Source organism: Diaphorobacter sp. B2A2W2 (genome assembly GCF_056730635.1).
The window spans coordinates 1-14,137 of sequence record NZ_JBWZOR010000006.1; the positions used below are offsets into that span (position 1 = coordinate 1).

At 65.2% G+C, this 14,137-nt stretch carries 16 protein-coding genes; 3 read left to right on the forward strand and 13 right to left on the reverse strand.

Translation table 11 applies throughout. The features are described 5' to 3' along the window. The first annotated feature begins 158 nt into the window (after positions 1–158). The gene (locus AC1PPL_RS11540; protein ID WP_479973307.1) at positions 159–2,045 is read left to right on the forward strand and encodes an ATP-binding cassette domain-containing protein; all 1,887 of its coding nucleotides are present in this window, start codon (positions 159–161) and stop codon (positions 2,043–2,045) included. Between the two features lie 11 nt (positions 2,046–2,056). Here the strand turns inward: AC1PPL_RS11540 and AC1PPL_RS11545 are convergent, their stop codons facing one another. The 7 genes from AC1PPL_RS11545 to AC1PPL_RS11575 form a co-directional block, all read right to left on the reverse strand. After that, entirely contained in the window at positions 2,057–3,169 is a 1,113-nt protein-coding gene (locus AC1PPL_RS11545) for a protein-glutamate methylesterase/protein-glutamine glutaminase (protein WP_088888286.1), read from the reverse strand. A gap of 37 nt (positions 3,170–3,206) precedes the next feature. After that, positions 3,207–3,944, reverse strand: a complete 738-nt coding sequence (gene cheD, locus AC1PPL_RS11550; RefSeq protein ID WP_287802414.1) for a chemoreceptor glutamine deamidase CheD — start codon at positions 3,942–3,944, stop codon at positions 3,207–3,209. A gap of 40 nt (positions 3,945–3,984) precedes the next feature. Beyond that, entirely contained in the window at positions 3,985–4,878 is an 894-nt protein-coding gene (locus AC1PPL_RS11555) for a CheR family methyltransferase (RefSeq protein ID WP_479973308.1), read from the reverse strand. A 48-nt stretch (positions 4,879–4,926) separates the two neighbouring features. Next, positions 4,927–5,415 (reverse strand): chemotaxis protein CheW, encoded by a 489-nt coding sequence (locus AC1PPL_RS11560; protein WP_287927497.1) that lies wholly within the window; start codon positions 5,413–5,415, stop codon positions 4,927–4,929. Between the two features lie 33 nt (positions 5,416–5,448). Further along, positions 5,449–7,581, reverse strand: coding sequence for a chemotaxis protein CheA (locus AC1PPL_RS11565; protein ID WP_479973309.1), 2,133 nt, complete (start codon positions 7,579–7,581; stop codon positions 5,449–5,451). Between the two features lie 51 nt (positions 7,582–7,632). Continuing rightward, positions 7,633–7,995 carry a response regulator gene (locus AC1PPL_RS11570; RefSeq protein ID WP_011806878.1) on the reverse strand — a complete coding sequence of 121 codons (363 nt, stop codon included), beginning with the start codon at positions 7,993–7,995 and terminating at the stop codon, positions 7,633–7,635. Positions 7,996–8,063: 68 nt separating this feature from the next. Continuing rightward, positions 8,064–8,510 carry a hypothetical protein gene (locus AC1PPL_RS11575; RefSeq protein WP_015914337.1) on the reverse strand — a complete coding sequence of 149 codons (447 nt, stop codon included), beginning with the start codon at positions 8,508–8,510 and terminating at the stop codon, positions 8,064–8,066. Between the two features lie 149 nt (positions 8,511–8,659). Here AC1PPL_RS11575 and AC1PPL_RS11580 point away from each other — a divergent pair, with 149 nt between their 5' ends. Together AC1PPL_RS11580 and AC1PPL_RS11585 are read left to right on the forward strand one after the other, a co-directional pair. After that, the gene (locus tag AC1PPL_RS11580; RefSeq protein ID WP_479973310.1) at positions 8,660–9,781 is read left to right on the forward strand and encodes a sensor histidine kinase; all 1,122 of its coding nucleotides are present in this window, start codon (positions 8,660–8,662) and stop codon (positions 9,779–9,781) included. Beyond that, a complete protein-coding gene (locus AC1PPL_RS11585; protein WP_103738840.1) occupies positions 9,778–10,407 on the forward strand; it encodes a response regulator in 630 nt (209 codons plus the stop codon). The genes AC1PPL_RS11580 and AC1PPL_RS11585 overlap by 4 nt, the downstream gene beginning before the upstream one ends. A gap of 98 nt (positions 10,408–10,505) precedes the next feature. Here the strand turns inward: AC1PPL_RS11585 and fliR are convergent, their stop codons facing one another. From fliR to fliM, 6 genes are read right to left on the reverse strand one after another with little or no spacing between them, the layout of a single operon-like run. After that, the gene (gene fliR / locus AC1PPL_RS11590) at positions 10,506–11,276 is read right to left on the reverse strand and encodes a flagellar biosynthetic protein FliR (RefSeq protein WP_011806882.1); all 771 of its coding nucleotides are present in this window, start codon (positions 11,274–11,276) and stop codon (positions 10,506–10,508) included. Positions 11,277–11,281: 5 nt separating this feature from the next. Beyond that, a complete protein-coding gene (gene fliQ, locus AC1PPL_RS11595; RefSeq protein ID WP_011806883.1) occupies positions 11,282–11,551 on the reverse strand; it encodes a flagellar biosynthesis protein FliQ in 270 nt (89 codons plus the stop codon). Between the two features lie 10 nt (positions 11,552–11,561). Next, positions 11,562–12,317, reverse strand: a complete 756-nt coding sequence (fliP, locus tag AC1PPL_RS11600) for a flagellar type III secretion system pore protein FliP (protein WP_479973311.1) — start codon at positions 12,315–12,317, stop codon at positions 11,562–11,564. After that, positions 12,310–12,672, reverse strand: coding sequence for a FliO/MopB family protein (locus AC1PPL_RS11605; protein WP_313147207.1), 363 nt, complete (start codon positions 12,670–12,672; stop codon positions 12,310–12,312). The genes fliP and AC1PPL_RS11605 overlap by 8 nt, the downstream gene beginning before the upstream one ends. Positions 12,673–12,679: 7 nt before the next feature. Continuing rightward, positions 12,680–13,129 carry a flagellar motor switch protein FliN gene (gene fliN / locus AC1PPL_RS11610; RefSeq protein ID WP_011806886.1) on the reverse strand — a complete coding sequence of 150 codons (450 nt, stop codon included), beginning with the start codon at positions 13,127–13,129 and terminating at the stop codon, positions 12,680–12,682. Continuing rightward, complete coding sequence (gene fliM, locus AC1PPL_RS11615; RefSeq protein ID WP_011806887.1) at positions 13,119–14,123, reverse strand: flagellar motor switch protein FliM; 1,005 nt, start codon at positions 14,121–14,123, stop codon at positions 13,119–13,121. Before fliM ends, fliN begins: the two co-directional genes overlap by 11 nt. Positions 14,124–14,137 lie beyond the last annotated feature (14 nt).

Here is a 14,137-nt window from a genome sequence, read left to right on the forward strand (position 1 = left end):
TCCCCTTCGCTACAAATGACAATTCACAGTTGTGATGACTGTGCATTGCAGCGTGGAAGAAGTATACGTCGGGTTTTCCCTCAAAAAGCACTCCATGACACTTTTTTGTCGAAGTCGCTCTAACCAACCTTCGCAAGAGGGCGCTTCATAATTCTTCCATGGCATTGATTACTCTGATGAACGCCCAGCTGGCGTTCGGGCATGTAGCGCTGTTGGACCATGCCACGTTCGCGCTGGAATCCGATGAGCGCGTGGGACTGATTGGGCGCAATGGTGCAGGGAAGTCGTCACTTCTGAAAATTCTGGGCGGCTTGGCCCATGCAGATGACGGCACCCTGAGTGTCCAGCAGGGCCTGCGCATTACCTATGTGGCCCAAGAGCCTGATCTACAGCCTGAGGACACCGTCTTCCAATCCGCCGCCCGCGGGTTGGGCGAAGCTATCGCGCTGCGGGAACAATACCTGGGGGGCGCCACAGGCCTTGATTTGGATGCATTGCAATCTCAGATCGAGGCTTATGACGCCTGGAACTGGGAGCAACGGGTAGAGGAAACTTTGCACCGCCTGCACCTTGCCCCGGAGGCCATCGTGGGCACCCTCTCGGGAGGGACACGCAAACGAGTCGCGCTGGCGCAAGCCCTGGTGGCTCGCCCGGACGTGCTGCTGCTGGACGAGCCCACCAACCACCTAGACCTCGACTCTATAGAGTGGCTTGAAGAACTGCTACTCGACTTCAAGGGTGGCATCGTCACGATCACCCACGACCGTGCGTTCCTCGACCGGATCGCCACGCGCATCGTGGAGCTCGACCGAGGACAGTTGCGCTCCTATCCCGGCAACTTTGCGCAGTACGTGGCGCAAAAGGAAGAGCAGTTGGCGCAAGAGGCCGTCATTAATGCACGGGCGGACAAGCTGCTGGCGCAGGAGGAGGTCTGGATCCGCAAGGGCGTGGAGGCGCGCCGCACGCGCAGCCAGAGCCGCATCAGCCGACTGGAGACCCTGCGCGCCAATCGCGCCGCGCGCCGTGACGCGGTTGGCAGCGTCAAGATGGACATCGCCTCGGGCAGCCAGAACAGCTACCAGGGGAAGATCATCGCCGAGCTGGCGCACGTAACCAAAACCTTTGGCGACAAAACCATCGTGCGGGACTTCAGCGCCACCATCCTGCGGGGCGACAAGGTGGGTTTGATCGGTCCCAACGGTGCGGGGAAAACCACCCTGCTCAAGCTCATCCTGGGTGAACTGGAGCCTGACAGCGGTACGGTACGCCGCGGCGCCAACCTGCAGGTCGCGTATTTTGACCAGATGCGCCACAGTATCGACATGGATGCCACGCTGGAGGACTTCATCAGTCCTGGCAGCGAGTGGATCGAGATCGGCACGCAGCGCAAGCATGTGAAGAGCTACCTCGGCGATTTCCTGTTCTCCCCCGCCCGGGCGCACTCCCCCGTGCGCTCGTTGTCCGGCGGCGAGCGCAACCGCCTGCTGCTGGCACGGCTGTTTGCGCGGCCCGCCAACGTGCTGGTGCTGGACGAGCCCACCAACGATCTGGACATTGACACCCTCGAGCTGCTGGAGGAGCTGCTGCAGGATTACGACGGCACGGTGTTCGTAGTGAGCCACGACCGCACCTTCTTGGACAACGTGGTCACCAGCACCCTTGCGTTCGAGGGGAATGGCGTGTGGCGTGAGTACGAGGGCGGCGTGCAGGACTGGCTGGCCCAGTCGAACCGCAGCCGTTCACTCGCGGGCGGACCGGCGGTTCCTGAGAAAAATACAAGCAAAAACGAGCAAAAACGCCCGTCAGATAAGCGCGAGCAGCTACAAAAAAAGAAGCTTAGCTACAAGGAGCAGCGTGAACTGGAGCAGCTACCTGCCCAGATCGACGCGCTGGAGGCCGAGCAAAAGGCGATCCGCGAAGAATTGGCGGACGGCAGCCTGTACAGCCGGGACGGCGCGCGGGCGACGGCGCTGCATACGCGTGACGGAGAGATCGAAGATCTGTTGATGCAGGCGCTGGAGCGCTGGTCCGCGCTCTCGTCCTGACGAAGCCGCGGTCAGATGCGGTGATGCAACCGGTCGGTGGAACCGCGCAGGCGCGCAATCAGCGCCTGTGCGATCTGCGACAGCGGCAGCACCTCGTCGGCAGCGCCATGGGCGATAGCCTCGCGCGGCATGCCGAAGACGATGCAACTGGCTTCGTCCTGCACGTAGTTGTAGCTGCCTGCGTCGCGCATCTCACGCATGGCAGCAGCGCCATCGCCGCCCATGCCGGTGAGCATGATGCCGTAGGCATTGCGCCCCACCACGGCGGCTGCCGACTTGAACAGCACCTCCACCGAAGGCTTGTGCCGGTTGACCGGCGGGCTGTCATCCACCACCGCTACATAGTTGGCGCCGCTGCGTGCCAGGTAGAACTGCCGCCCCCCCGGCGCAATATAGGCATGGCCGGGCAGAATCCGCTCGCCGTTCACCGCCTCTTTGACCGTGATCTGGCACAGGCTGTTGAGCCTCGCTGCAAAACTGGTGGTGAACCCTGGCGGCATGTGCTGGGTGATCACGATGGCCGGAGAGTCCGCCGGCATATGGATCAGGACCTCGCGGATGGCCTCGGTGCCGCCGGTCGACGCGCCAATGCAGATCACCTTTTCGGTAGAGACGCGCCCCAGCAGCGCCGACGCCGCGGGAGCGGGAGCCGGCGCGGTAGCGGCACCTGCATCGGGGTGGACAATGGCGGCGGCGCTGCGCGCGGGGGCGCGCCGCACATGGGCCACGGCCGCAACGCGGATCTTGTCCACGATCTGAGCCGCCAATTCGTTCAGTCCGCTGGACAGCCCCACGCGTGGCTTGGCGACGAAATCCACGGCCCCCAGTTCGAGCGCCCGCATGGTCACTTCGGCGCCGCGCTCGGTCAGGGTCGAGATCATCACCACGGGCATCGGCCGCAGGCGCATCAAGCGCCCGAGGAAGTCGATACCGTCCATGCGCGGCATCTCCACATCGAGCGTGATCACGTCGGGATTTTTCTCACGGATCATCTCGCGCGCGATCAGCGGGTCGTTGGCCGTGCCGATGCACTCCATGTCGCTCTGGCGGTTGATGATCTCCGACAGCAGGCTGCGCACCAATGCCGAATCGTCCACCACGATCACCCTGATCTTGCCGCTCATGCCTTTCAAATCCTTGCTGTATTGTTAGTGCCGCCGATCAGAACAGATCCACGGAGCCTCCGCTGGTGGCGCGCGCCACGGTAGCCGCGTTGCCCCGCACCACTTCCTGCTCCAGCGTTTCGGGATGGGCATGCGCCAGGCGCTTGACCATCACCTTGCCCGTCACCGGAAAGAACACCACTTTGCGCGGATAGATGTCGAGCACGTCCTCCGACACCACCGGAATGCGCTCTGTGGCCAGATAGTCTTGCACAAAGCGGGTGTTGCGCTCGCCCACGTTGAGCGTGGTGAAGTTGTGCATCACCTGGGCACCGCCGAAGATCTTGGCCTGCAGCGTCTCGCGGCGAGCGCCCAGCTTCATCATCTCATTGATGAGCAGTTCCATGGCGTAGGAACCATACCGGCCCGACGCATCGGCGCTGTCCCCCTCGGGCAGCATGAAGTGGTTCATGCCTCCCACGCGCATGCGGCTGTCCCACAGACAGGCGGCAATGCACGATCCCAGCACCGTCATGATGGCCAGGCTGTCGTGCGATACAAAAAACTCGCCTGGCAAGACCTTCACCGCGTTGTGCTGGAAATGGTGATCGAAAAAGAAGAACGATGCCTCACCCGGCCTGCGCGGACAGGCCTTGAGCTCCTGGAGCGACATGGCAGGCGCGGCGCCTGCGGAGGCATTCGCAGGCAAAGGCGTGATGCGGGGCGTGCGCCGGCGCTCCAGCCCCCCGCCCGGCAAGGCAGAGGGCCGTGGATCAGCTCCGGGTGTGATGCTCATGGATTCGCCAGCGCCTCGCGGTAGGTCAAAAATGCCCGCATCAGATGCGTTCGTACACCGTCTTGCCTCGCAAGGCAAAAAGGTCGCGCGAATCGCTGAAGTTCTCGGCATGCCCCACGAACAGCATGCCGCCGGGCTTGAGCACACGGTGGATGCGCTCCAGCACCCGTCGCTGGGTGGGGCCGTCAAAATAAATCATCACGTTGCGGCAAAAGACTACGTCGAAGGGCTCGCGGAACGGCCAGTCGTCGCGGATCAGGTTCACGCTCAGGAACTCGATGGGTTTTCGCAACTCGGGACGCACACGTGCCAGCCCGGCGTTGCCGCCCTTGCCGCGCAGAAAGAAGCGCTGCAGACGCTCTTGGCTCAAGCCCTTCAGACCGTCGAGGCGATAGACCCCGCGGGCGGCCGTGGCCAGCACCCGCGAATCGATGTCGCTGGCCGTCAGCTTGAAAGACGCGTTGTTGCCCAGGGTTTCCAGGACGGTCATGGCGATCGAGTAAGGTTCTTCGCCGGTCGAAGCCGCATTGCACCAGATGTTCCATGGCCCGGCAGAGCGCATGCGCAGCAGCGACGCCAGGATCTCGAAATGGTGTTGCTCGCGAAAGAACGCCGTGAGGTTGGTGGTCAGGGCGTTCACGAACTCCTGCCACTCCGGCCCGTCGTGGCCTTCCAGCCAGCTCAGGTACTCATGAAAGCTGTCGTACCCGGTATCGCGCAAGCGGCGCGACAGGCGGCTGTACACCATGGCGTGCTTGCCATCATGCAGGCTGATGCCGGCGCGCTGGTAGATCAGGGACTGCACCCGCGCGAAGTCCTGATGGGTCCAGGCGAACTCGCGCCCTTCGCCACTCTCGGCCACGGGAGCAGCAGCCCCCGCAGCGGGGCGGGCCGGACGCCGCGGCGCGGGGGTGGGGCTGGCGGTCAGGCTCATGGCGCGCTCGTCAACGTGTGTATAGCGGGAAGGCTGCGGCTCGCCGCATCAGTCCCCGGCCATGGCAAGGCCCATGTCCATGCCGGCCATGAGTTTTTCGATGTCCAGCAGGATGAGCATGCGGTCGCCCACCGAGCCAAGCCCGCGGATGCACTGCGCGTCGATGGAGCTCTCGATGTCCGGGGCCGTGCGTACCTGCTCGGGCGCCAGCTCCATCACGTCGCTCACGGAATCCACCACGATGCCCACCACCCGCTCGCGCAGGTTCAGGATGATGACGACCGTGAAGCTGTTGTACTCGGCCTGCGCACAGTTGAAGCGCAGCCGCATGTCCACGATCGGCACGATGGTGCCTCGCAGGTTGGTCACCCCTTTGATGAAAGCCGGCGCATGGGCGATGCGCGTGGGGTTTTCATAGCCGCGGATTTCCTGCACCTTGAGGATGTCGATGCCGTATTCCTCCTGGCCCAGGCGGAACGTCAGGTATTCCCTCGCGCCCGCAGCCGTGGTCTCTGCGCCCTTGTCCACCAGACTCATGCCCTCACTCCTCGTCGTTCAGCGTTTCGCAATTCAGTGGCGCGCACGGCGCACCAGGGCAGCCGTGTCCAGAATCAAGGCCACGGTGCCATCCCCCAGAATGGTGGCGCCCGACACGTTGGGCACCTTGCGGTAGTTGGTCTCCAGGTTCTTCACCACCACCTGATGCTGCCCCAGCAGTTCGTCAACCAGCACGGCCACGCGGCTGCCATCGGCCTCCACCACCACCATGATGCTGCTGGTGGAATTCGCGTCGGGGCGCGGCACCTGGAAGATCTTCTCCAGCGCCACCACGGGCATGTATTCGTCGCGCACCTTCACCAGTTGGGAGCCCTGGGCCACGGTGTTCACTTCGCCACCGTTGACCTGGAACGACTCCACCACCGACGACAGCGGCAGGATGTACACCTCGTCGCTCACGCCCACCGACATGCCGTCCATGATGGCCAGCGTCAGCGGCAAGCGCACGGACACACGCATGCCGTAGCCTTCAGCGGAATCAATCTCCACCGAACCGCCCAGCGCGGTGATGTTGCGCTTGACGACGTCCATGCCCACGCCGCGGCCCGAGACATCGGTCACCACATCTGCCGTGGAGAACCCGGGCGCGAAGATCAGGTTCCAGACCTCGCTGTCGGGCATGGCGTCGGAAACATCCAGCCCACGCTCGCGCGCCTTCTTGAGGATCTTCTCGCGCGACATGCCCTTGCCGTCGTCGCGCACCTCGATCACGATGGAGCCCCCCTGGTGCGATGCCGACAGCGTGATGGTGCCGTGTTCTGGCTTGCCCGCAGCCAGGCGGTCGGCGGGCATCTCGATGCCGTGGTCGCAGCTGTTGCGCACCAGGTGGGTCAGCGGGTCGGTGATCTTCTCGACCAGGCTCTTGTCCAGTTCGGTCGCCTCGCCGTGGGTGACGAAATCCACCTTCTTGCCCAGCTTGCCCGCCAAGTCACGCAGCATGCGCGGGAATCGGTTGAACACGATCGACATGGGAATCATGCGGATCGACATCACGGATTCCTGCAGGTCGCGCGTGTTGCGGTCCAGGTCGGCCAGGCCTGCCAGCAGTTGCTGGTAGACGCCGGCGTCCAGGCCACGGCTGTTCTGCGCCAGCATGGCCTGGGTGATGACCAGTTCGCCCACCAGGTTGATGAGCTGATCCACCTTGCTCACCGCCACGCGGATGGTGGACGATTCCATGGAGGCCTGCGCGCCGCCCTTGGCCTCGGCGGAGGCGGCACGCGCGGCGGGCCGCTCAGCGGCACTGGCCGGTGCGGCGGCAGGAGCGGCCTCGACAGGCACGCCCGGCGCGCCGGCAAAGAAGCCGTACGGCTCGGCCAGTGCCGCAGCGGATGGCTCCAACGGCTCATGCGCCTCTTGCGCGGCAGGCGCTGCGGAGGTCGCCGCGTCGTGGATGGCCACCTGCTCCTTCGCCACATGGAATGCGAACAGGTCCAGCAGATCCTCGTCCGTGGACGTGGTCTGCACTGCGAACCGGCGCATGCCGGGGCGGTCTTCCGGCAGATCGTTGATGCTGCCCAAGCCCGGGATGTCGCGGAACAGGTCCTTGATCGCATCGGCCAATGTCACCTGGGCCAATGGACCGATGTAGATCTCCAGCGAGCGAGCGCCGCCGGGGACCGCCGCAGCGGGCACCACCGGCGCAACCGCGGGCGTGGGCGCAGGTGCCGCAGCAACCACAGGCGCTGGAGCGGGTACCGCTGCGGCGGGCGCTGCCGCTGGCACGGCGCCGGCTGCCAGTTCGCTGATGCGGCGCACGAGGTCATGCGTGGAAACCGCCTCACCCTGCCCGCCCGCCTGATGGCGTGCCAGCAGGCTGCGCGAGGCGTCCGCCGACTCCAGCAGCACGTCCACCATCTGCGGGATCAGCTGCAGTTCGTGGCGACGCAGCCGGTCCAGCAGCGATTCCATTTGGTGCGTGAGTTCCGCCACATCCGAAAAACCGAAGGTGGCCGAGCCGCCCTTGATGGAATGCGCGCAGCGGAAGATGCCGTTCAGCTCTTCGTCGTTGGCGGCATCCACGTCCAGGTCCAGCAGCATCTGCTCCATCTGGTCCAGGTTCTCGCCGGCCTCTTCGAAGAAGATCTGATAGAACTGGCTGAGGTCAAAGTCCGCGCCTGCGCCCTCTTGGTAGGTATCCGCCATGGTCCCGAGTTCCTGTGTGCTACGTCGTAGGTGTTGGTGTGGCCGGCGCGATCAGCGGATGACCTTTTGGATCACTTCGATGAGGCGCGTGGGGTCGAACGGCTTGACCAGCCAGCCGGTGGCGCCCGCGCTGCGGCCGGCCTGCTTCATCTGGTCGCTGGATTCCGTCGTGAGGATGAGGATGGGAATGCTCTTGAAACGCGGATGCTCGCGCAGCTTGCGCGTGAGACCGATGCCGTCCAGGCGCGGCATGTTCTGGTCGGCCAGCACCAGATGGATGTCGTGGGTCTCGGCCTTTTCCAGCGCGTCCTGGCCATCCACCGCTTCCACCACGTGGTACCCCGCTCCGGTGAGCGTGAAGGAAACCATTTTCCGCATGGACGGAGAATCATCGACCGCAAGAATGGACTGCATGTAAAGCTCCAACGACTTTTGATTTGAATAAGGTTAATGGGTTGGGAGATACGGGAACCGCGCCTGGATCAGAACAGCTCGATCGAGCCGGCCTCCATCTCGCTTTGCGTGACAGGGTTGGGCCGATCGGGCACCACGCCCTCCAGCGGCGCGGCGTCCTCCCCCTCTTCTTGTCCCATGGTCTCGGCCGCCAGGCGAAAGGCGCATCCCTGCAACACCTTGGTAGTGTGGATGATGAGTTGGGTCGCCATGTCGTGAAACTGCAACTCCGTCACTGCACTGCGCAAGGCGGTGCGCAAATCGGCCAACTCTGCCGACGCGCCGATGAGCTCATCCGTCAGCGAGGCGTTGGCCTCGCCGAAACGCGCGAGGAGGTTCTCGGTGGCGTGGTTGAGCAGCCCTTCCAGCCGGTGCAGGTCGTGCATGGCCATCAGCAGGGAATCCTGCAACTCGGCCGCCACCATGACGGGCACCTGCACGGCAGGCCCATCTGGCGTATTTAGCGTAGATTGCATCGTTTCTCCATTGCTGCTGGCGCACAGCCGGCGGCACCATCGTCCGGGGCCCATTCCTGTCGCCTGTACTGCAGCATTACGGCATCCGTTGTACCGCGCCACAGGCTGAAATGACCGTTTCGGGCCCAATTTGTTCCAATATGTATCCTATGATACCCACTCCCACCGATCTTGAGCCCCCGAAAAGACCCGTGCGAGTGCTGCATCTCGAGGACTCAACCGCCGACCACGCGCTGGTGCGGCTGACGCTGCGGCGCGCCGGGCTGTCCCATGAGATCCACCAGGTGGACTCCCTGGAGGCCTTCACCGGGTGGCTGGAGCGGGAATCGTTCGACGTGATCCTGGCGGACTACCGCCTGCCCGGCTTCACGGCGCTGGATGCCTGGCGCATCGTGGACCAATGCCCGGGGCACCCGCCCTTCGTGCTGCTGTCCGGCGCGATCGGCGAGGCCGCCGCGGTGGACGCCATGCGGCTGGGCTTTGCCGATTACCTGCTCAAGGACGACATGGCGCGCCTGCCGCATGTGCTGGCGCGTGCGATGGAGGTCGCGCAGGCCCGCCGCGCGCGCGAGGAGGCCGCGGCCGAGTTGGCCGAGTCCCGGCAGCAGTTGGCCGACCTGGCCGAGCACCTGCAGACCTCCATCGAGGAAGAACGCGCCGCCATCGCGCGCGAGATCCATGACGACATCGGCGGCGCGCTGGCCGCGGTGAAATTCGACCTGGCCTGGATCGGCCGCCACGCCGGTGAGGACGGCCTGCGCGAACACGCCGGCACCGCCACCGAGATGCTGCAGCACGCCATCGACGCGGCCCAGCGCCTCATGATGAACCTGCGACCGCCCGTGCTGGACCAGGGCCTCGTGGCCGCCGTGCGCTGGCTGGCCGAGACCTTCGAGCGCCGCACGCGCATCCCCGTGCGCGTCACCGCCAGCCGCGAGGCGCTGGACGTGCCGCCCGCGCTGCAACTGGTGGCCTACCGCACCGCGCAAGAGGCGCTGACCAACGTGCAAAAGCATGCGCAGGCCGGCCACGTGCGCATCGATCTGTCGGACCACGAGGACGTGCTGACGCTGGAGGTGACCGACGACGGCCGCGGCATGGCGCCCGAGATGCGCAAGAAGCCCCGCTCTTTCGGCCTGCAGGGCCTGCAGGAGCGCGCGCGGCGCGCGGGCGGCTGGATGGACATCAGCAGCCGGCCGGGCCATGGCACGTCGGTGATCATGACCGTGCCGCTAACATCGCCCGCAGGCAAAGCAGGAGATGTGCAGTGATCCAGGTGGTGCTATGCGATGACCATGCCGTGCTGCGGCGCGGCATACGCGACACGCTGACCGAGTCGCCCGATATCCACGTGACCGGCGAGGCCGGCAGCTATCCCGAGTTGCGCGAGGTGCTGCGCACGGCCGCCTGCGACGTGCTGCTGCTGGACCTGAACCTGCCCGGGCGCAGCGGCCTGGAGGTGATGGCCAGCCTGAAAGAGACGCACCCGGACATCAAGGTGCTGATCGTCTCGATGTATCCCGAGGACCAGTACGCGCTGCGCTGCCTGAAGGCCGGGGCGCACGGCTACGCCAACAAGGCGGGCGACCCGGTGCAGCTCATCGCCGCGGTGCAGACCATCGTGCAGGGGCGCAAGTACCTCACGCCCGAGGTGGCGCAGTTGCTGGCCGACAGCCTGGCGCAGCCCACGCCCGAGCTGCCGCATGAATCGCTGTCGGAGCGCGAGCTGCAGACGCTGGTGAAGATCGCCTCGGGCAAGCGCCTGTCGGACATCGCCGAGGAGCTGATGCTCAGCCCCAAGACCGTGAGCGTGTACCGCGCGCGGGTGCTGGAAAAGCTCAAGCTGGCCAACAACGCGGAGCTGACGGTGTATGCGATCCGCAATCGGTTGGTATGAAAGCAATAGCTGCCACCGCTTAATGCACAGGCATTTCAATATGCTTTGATATTGAGAATGGCTTGCAGCAAGCGCTGGCAGCTCTCTTTTTTGACCGGCTAACGCGGCGCGGCGAACAGGTCGATGGACTGCTGCAGCAGCGCCAGCATGGGCTGCTCCAGCATCGGCAGCGTGGCCGTGATGCCCAGCATGCCCACGGTGAGCGTGACCGGGAAGCCCACGGCATAGATGTTCATCTGCGGCGCCACGCGCGAGATGATGCCCAGGGTCAGGTTCACAAACAGCAGCAGCGCAATCATGGGCAGCGCGATCCACAAGGCGCTGGAGAACAGCGACGCGCCCAGCTCGTGCAGCCGCATCTGCCCGATGGCCTGCAGAAAGTTACCGCCCACGGGGAAGCTGTCGAAACTCTTGACCACGGCCATCAACACCATCAGGTGGCCGTTGATCACCACGAACAGCAACATGGAGATGTTGCCGAAGAAGCGCGCCACCGCGCTCACCTGCGCATTGCTCGCGGGGTCGAAGAAGGAAGCGAAGTTCAGGCCCATCTGCAGGCCGATGATTTCGCCGGCCAGCTCCACGGCCGCGAACACCAGACGCACCGCAAAGCCCATCGCCAGGCCAATCCCCACCTGCTGCACCACCGCGCCCGCAGCCTCGCGGCTGTTCAGGCTGATGACCGGCTGCTCGGGCAGCACTGCCTGCGCGCACACCGCCACCAAAAAGGCCAGCCCGATGCGCGTACGCACCGGGATCACGCGCATCGAGAACACCGGCGCCGACGTGAACAGCGCCAGCACGCGCAGGAACGGCCACAGCACCGGCGACAGCCAGGCCATGATCTGCGCCTCGGTGAACGTGATCAAGATGCCTACCCGACGACGGACGGAATGGCCTCGATCGTGCGGCGCAGGAAGTCCACCAGCGTGGTCAGCATCCACGGCCCGGCGATCGCGAACACCACCACGGCCGCGATCAGCTTGGGCACGAAGGCCAGCGTGGCCTCGTGAATCTGCGTCACGGCCTGGAAGATGCTCACCAGCAGGCCCACGGCCATCACCACCCCCAGCACCGGCATGGCGATCATCAGCAGCAGGGTGAGCGCATCGCGGCCCATGGTGAGCACGAACTGGGAGGTCATGCGAAATCCTTCACGTCGCGAAGCTCGCGGCCAGCGAGCCGATAAGCAGGTTCCAGCCATCGGCCAGCACGAACAGCATGAGCTTGAACGGCAGCGCCACCAGCACCGGCGACAGCATCATCATGCCCAGCGACATGAGCACGCTGGAGACCACCATGTCGATGATCAGGAACGGAATGAAGATCATGAAGCCGATCTGGAAGGCCGACTTCAGCTCGCTGGTCACGAAGGCCGGCACCAGCACGCGCAGCGGCGCGGTCTCGGCCGTCACGCCCTCGTCCAGCTTGGCCAGGCGTGCGAACAGCGCGAAGTCGGACTGGCGCGTCTGCTTGAGCATGAAGCCGCGCATGGGCGCCTCGGCCTTCTGGATGGCCTGCTCGAAGGTGATGGCGTTGGCGGTGTAGGGCACGTAGGCCTCCTGGTACACCTTGTCCAACGTGGGCCCCATGACGAACAGCGTGAGGAACAGCGACAGGCCGATGATGACCTGGTTGGGCGGCGCGGACTGCGTGCCGATGGCCTGGCGCAGCAGCGACAGCACGATCACGATGCGCGTGAAGCCCGTCATCATGAGCAGCACGGCCGGCAGGAACGACAGCGCCGTGAAGAACAGCAGCGTCTGGATGGGCACTGAGTAGCTCGTGCCGCCCGGCCCCGAGCCGATCACCAGCGGCAGCGCACCCGCGGGCTGCTGCTGCGCCCAGGCGGCGCCCGCCAGCAGCAGGCCAGCCGCACCGGCCGCGATGCCGCGCACGGCCTTATGCATGGCCGTCTCCGCCCGCATGCGCCGGTTGTACGGTCTGCGCGCGCGCGGCCGCCATCTCGGCGGCAAACGAAGGCACTGGGGCCGACCCCGGCGCTGCAACCGCCGGCAGTACATGCAGGCAGTTGATCTGCTGCGCGGTCACGCCCAGCACCAGCAGCGTGCGCTGCTGCGGCGGGCCGACCTCCACGGTCACCACGCGCTGCTGCGGCCCCACGGCCACCGCCGAAAGCACACGCGAGGCGCCTCCCGCATGGGCCTGCAAGCCGGCTTGGCGCTGCTGCAGCCGGCGAATCAGCCATGGCAAGGCCGCCAACGCGCCGACGAACAGCACCACCAGCAGCAGCGTCTGCGTCATACCCACGCTATCCACGGCTGACGCGGCGCAGCCGCTCCGAAGGCGTGACCACGTCGGTCAGGCGGATACCGAACTTATCGTTCACCACCACCACTTCACCCTGGGCGATGAGGTAGCCGTTGACCAGCACGTCCATGGGCTCGCCGGCCAGCGCGTCCAGCTCCACCACCGAGCCCTGGGCCAGCTGCAGGATGTATTTGATCGGCACCTTGGTGCGGCCCAGTTCCACCGACAGCTGCACCGGAATGTCCAGCACCATGTTGATGTCGTGCACCTGCGGCTCGCCGCCGGCGGCATAGGGGCGCGCGGGCTCGCCCGACAACGGGCCTCCCTGCTCGGCATCGATGGTCTGCCCGTCGACGCGCTTTTGCTCTTCCAGTGCCTCGGCCCAGCCGGCAAACGGGTCGTCCGCAGCGGACCCGCCAGAGTTGTCGTTGTGGTCGGATTCAGTTGACATTCTTTTCTCCCATCCAGTGCGCTTCGGCACCGCGCAGGCATTCCTCGATGCGGATCGCGTACTTGGAGTTGTGCGTGCCGTACTGGCACTCGAAAACGGGCACCCCCTCGATGGAGGCGCGGATGCGCGGCTCGCGCTCCAGTTCGATGAAGTCGCCCGGCTTCATGGCCAGCAGTTGCTCCACCGTGGCGTCGGCGCGCGCCAGCTCGGCCACCAGCGTGACCTCGGCGGCCTGGATCTCGCGCGTGAGCACGCGCACCCAACGCCGGTCCACCTCGATCGCGTCACCCTGCACCGACGAGTACAGCACGTCGCGGATGGGCTCCAGCGTGGCATACGGCATGCAGATGTGGATCGCGCCGGCCAGGTCGCCGATCTCCAGTTGGAAGGCGGTGGACACCACGATCTCGCTGGGTGTGGCGATGTTGGCGAACTGCGGCTGCATCTCCGAGCGCTGGTAGGCCAGCTCCAGGGGGTAGATGCCTTGCCAGGCCTTCTTGTATTCCGCGCAGATCACGTCCACCAGGCGGTTGATCACGCGCTGCTCGGTGGCCGAGAAGTCACGCCCTTCGATGCGGGTCTGGAACTTGCCCACGCCGCCGTACAGCGTGTCGATGATGCCGAACACGAGCGACGGTTCGCATACGACCAGGCCGCTGCCGCGCAGCGGACGAATGGCGACGATGTTGAAGTTGGTCGGCACCACTAGCTCGCGCAGGAAGGCGCTGTAGCGCTGCACCGACACGGTGCCCACGGAGATCTCAGGGCTGCGGCGGATGAAATTGAACAGGCCGATGCGGAAGTTGCGCGCAAACCGCTCGTTGACGATTTCCATCGTCGGCATGCGGCCGCGCACGATGCGCTCCTGGCTGGAGATGTCGTAGTTGCGGACGGCGCCGGCCTCGATCTCCTCCTTGACGGTCTTCTGGCTCTCGCCTGTCACGCCCTCCAGCAGGGCATCGACTTCTTCCTGGGACAGAAAGGACTCACTCATGGCTGCAACCTTTC

Bases quoted from the DNA above. Each gene is read 5' to 3' on its own strand.
- AC1PPL_RS11560 (WP_287927497.1), bottom strand. From the start codon at position 5,415: ATGAGTCTGGTGGACAAGGGCGCAGAGACCACGGCTGCGGGCGCGAGG.
- cheD (WP_287802414.1), bottom strand. From the start codon at position 3,944: ATGAGCATCACACCCGGAGCTGATCCACGGCCCTCTGCCTTGCCGGGC.
- AC1PPL_RS11580 (WP_479973310.1), top strand. From the start codon at position 8,660: ATGATACCCACTCCCACCGATCTTGAGCCCCCGAAAAGACCCGTGCGA.
- AC1PPL_RS11570 (WP_011806878.1), bottom strand. From the start codon at position 7,995: ATGCAGTCCATTCTTGCGGTCGATGATTCTCCGTCCATGCGGAAAATG.
- fliQ (WP_011806883.1), bottom strand. From the start codon at position 11,551: ATGACCTCCCAGTTCGTGCTCACCATGGGCCGCGATGCGCTCACCCTG.
- AC1PPL_RS11545 (WP_088888286.1), bottom strand. From the start codon at position 3,169: ATGAGCGGCAAGATCAGGGTGATCGTGGTGGACGATTCGGCATTGGTG.
- AC1PPL_RS11605 (WP_313147207.1), bottom strand. From the start codon at position 12,672: ATGACGCAGACGCTGCTGCTGGTGGTGCTGTTCGTCGGCGCGTTGGCG.
- AC1PPL_RS11555 (WP_479973308.1), bottom strand. From the start codon at position 4,878: ATGAGCCTGACCGCCAGCCCCACCCCCGCGCCGCGGCGTCCGGCCCGC.
- AC1PPL_RS11575 (WP_015914337.1), bottom strand. From the start codon at position 8,510: ATGCAATCTACGCTAAATACGCCAGATGGGCCTGCCGTGCAGGTGCCC.
- AC1PPL_RS11565 (WP_479973309.1), bottom strand. From the start codon at position 7,581: ATGGCGGATACCTACCAAGAGGGCGCAGGCGCGGACTTTGACCTCAGC.
- fliN (WP_011806886.1), bottom strand. From the start codon at position 13,129: ATGTCAACTGAATCCGACCACAACGACAACTCTGGCGGGTCCGCTGCG.
- AC1PPL_RS11540 (WP_479973307.1), top strand. From the start codon at position 159: ATGGCATTGATTACTCTGATGAACGCCCAGCTGGCGTTCGGGCATGTA.
- fliP (WP_479973311.1), bottom strand. From the start codon at position 12,317: ATGCATAAGGCCGTGCGCGGCATCGCGGCCGGTGCGGCTGGCCTGCTG.
- fliM (WP_011806887.1), bottom strand. From the start codon at position 14,123: ATGAGTGAGTCCTTTCTGTCCCAGGAAGAAGTCGATGCCCTGCTGGAG.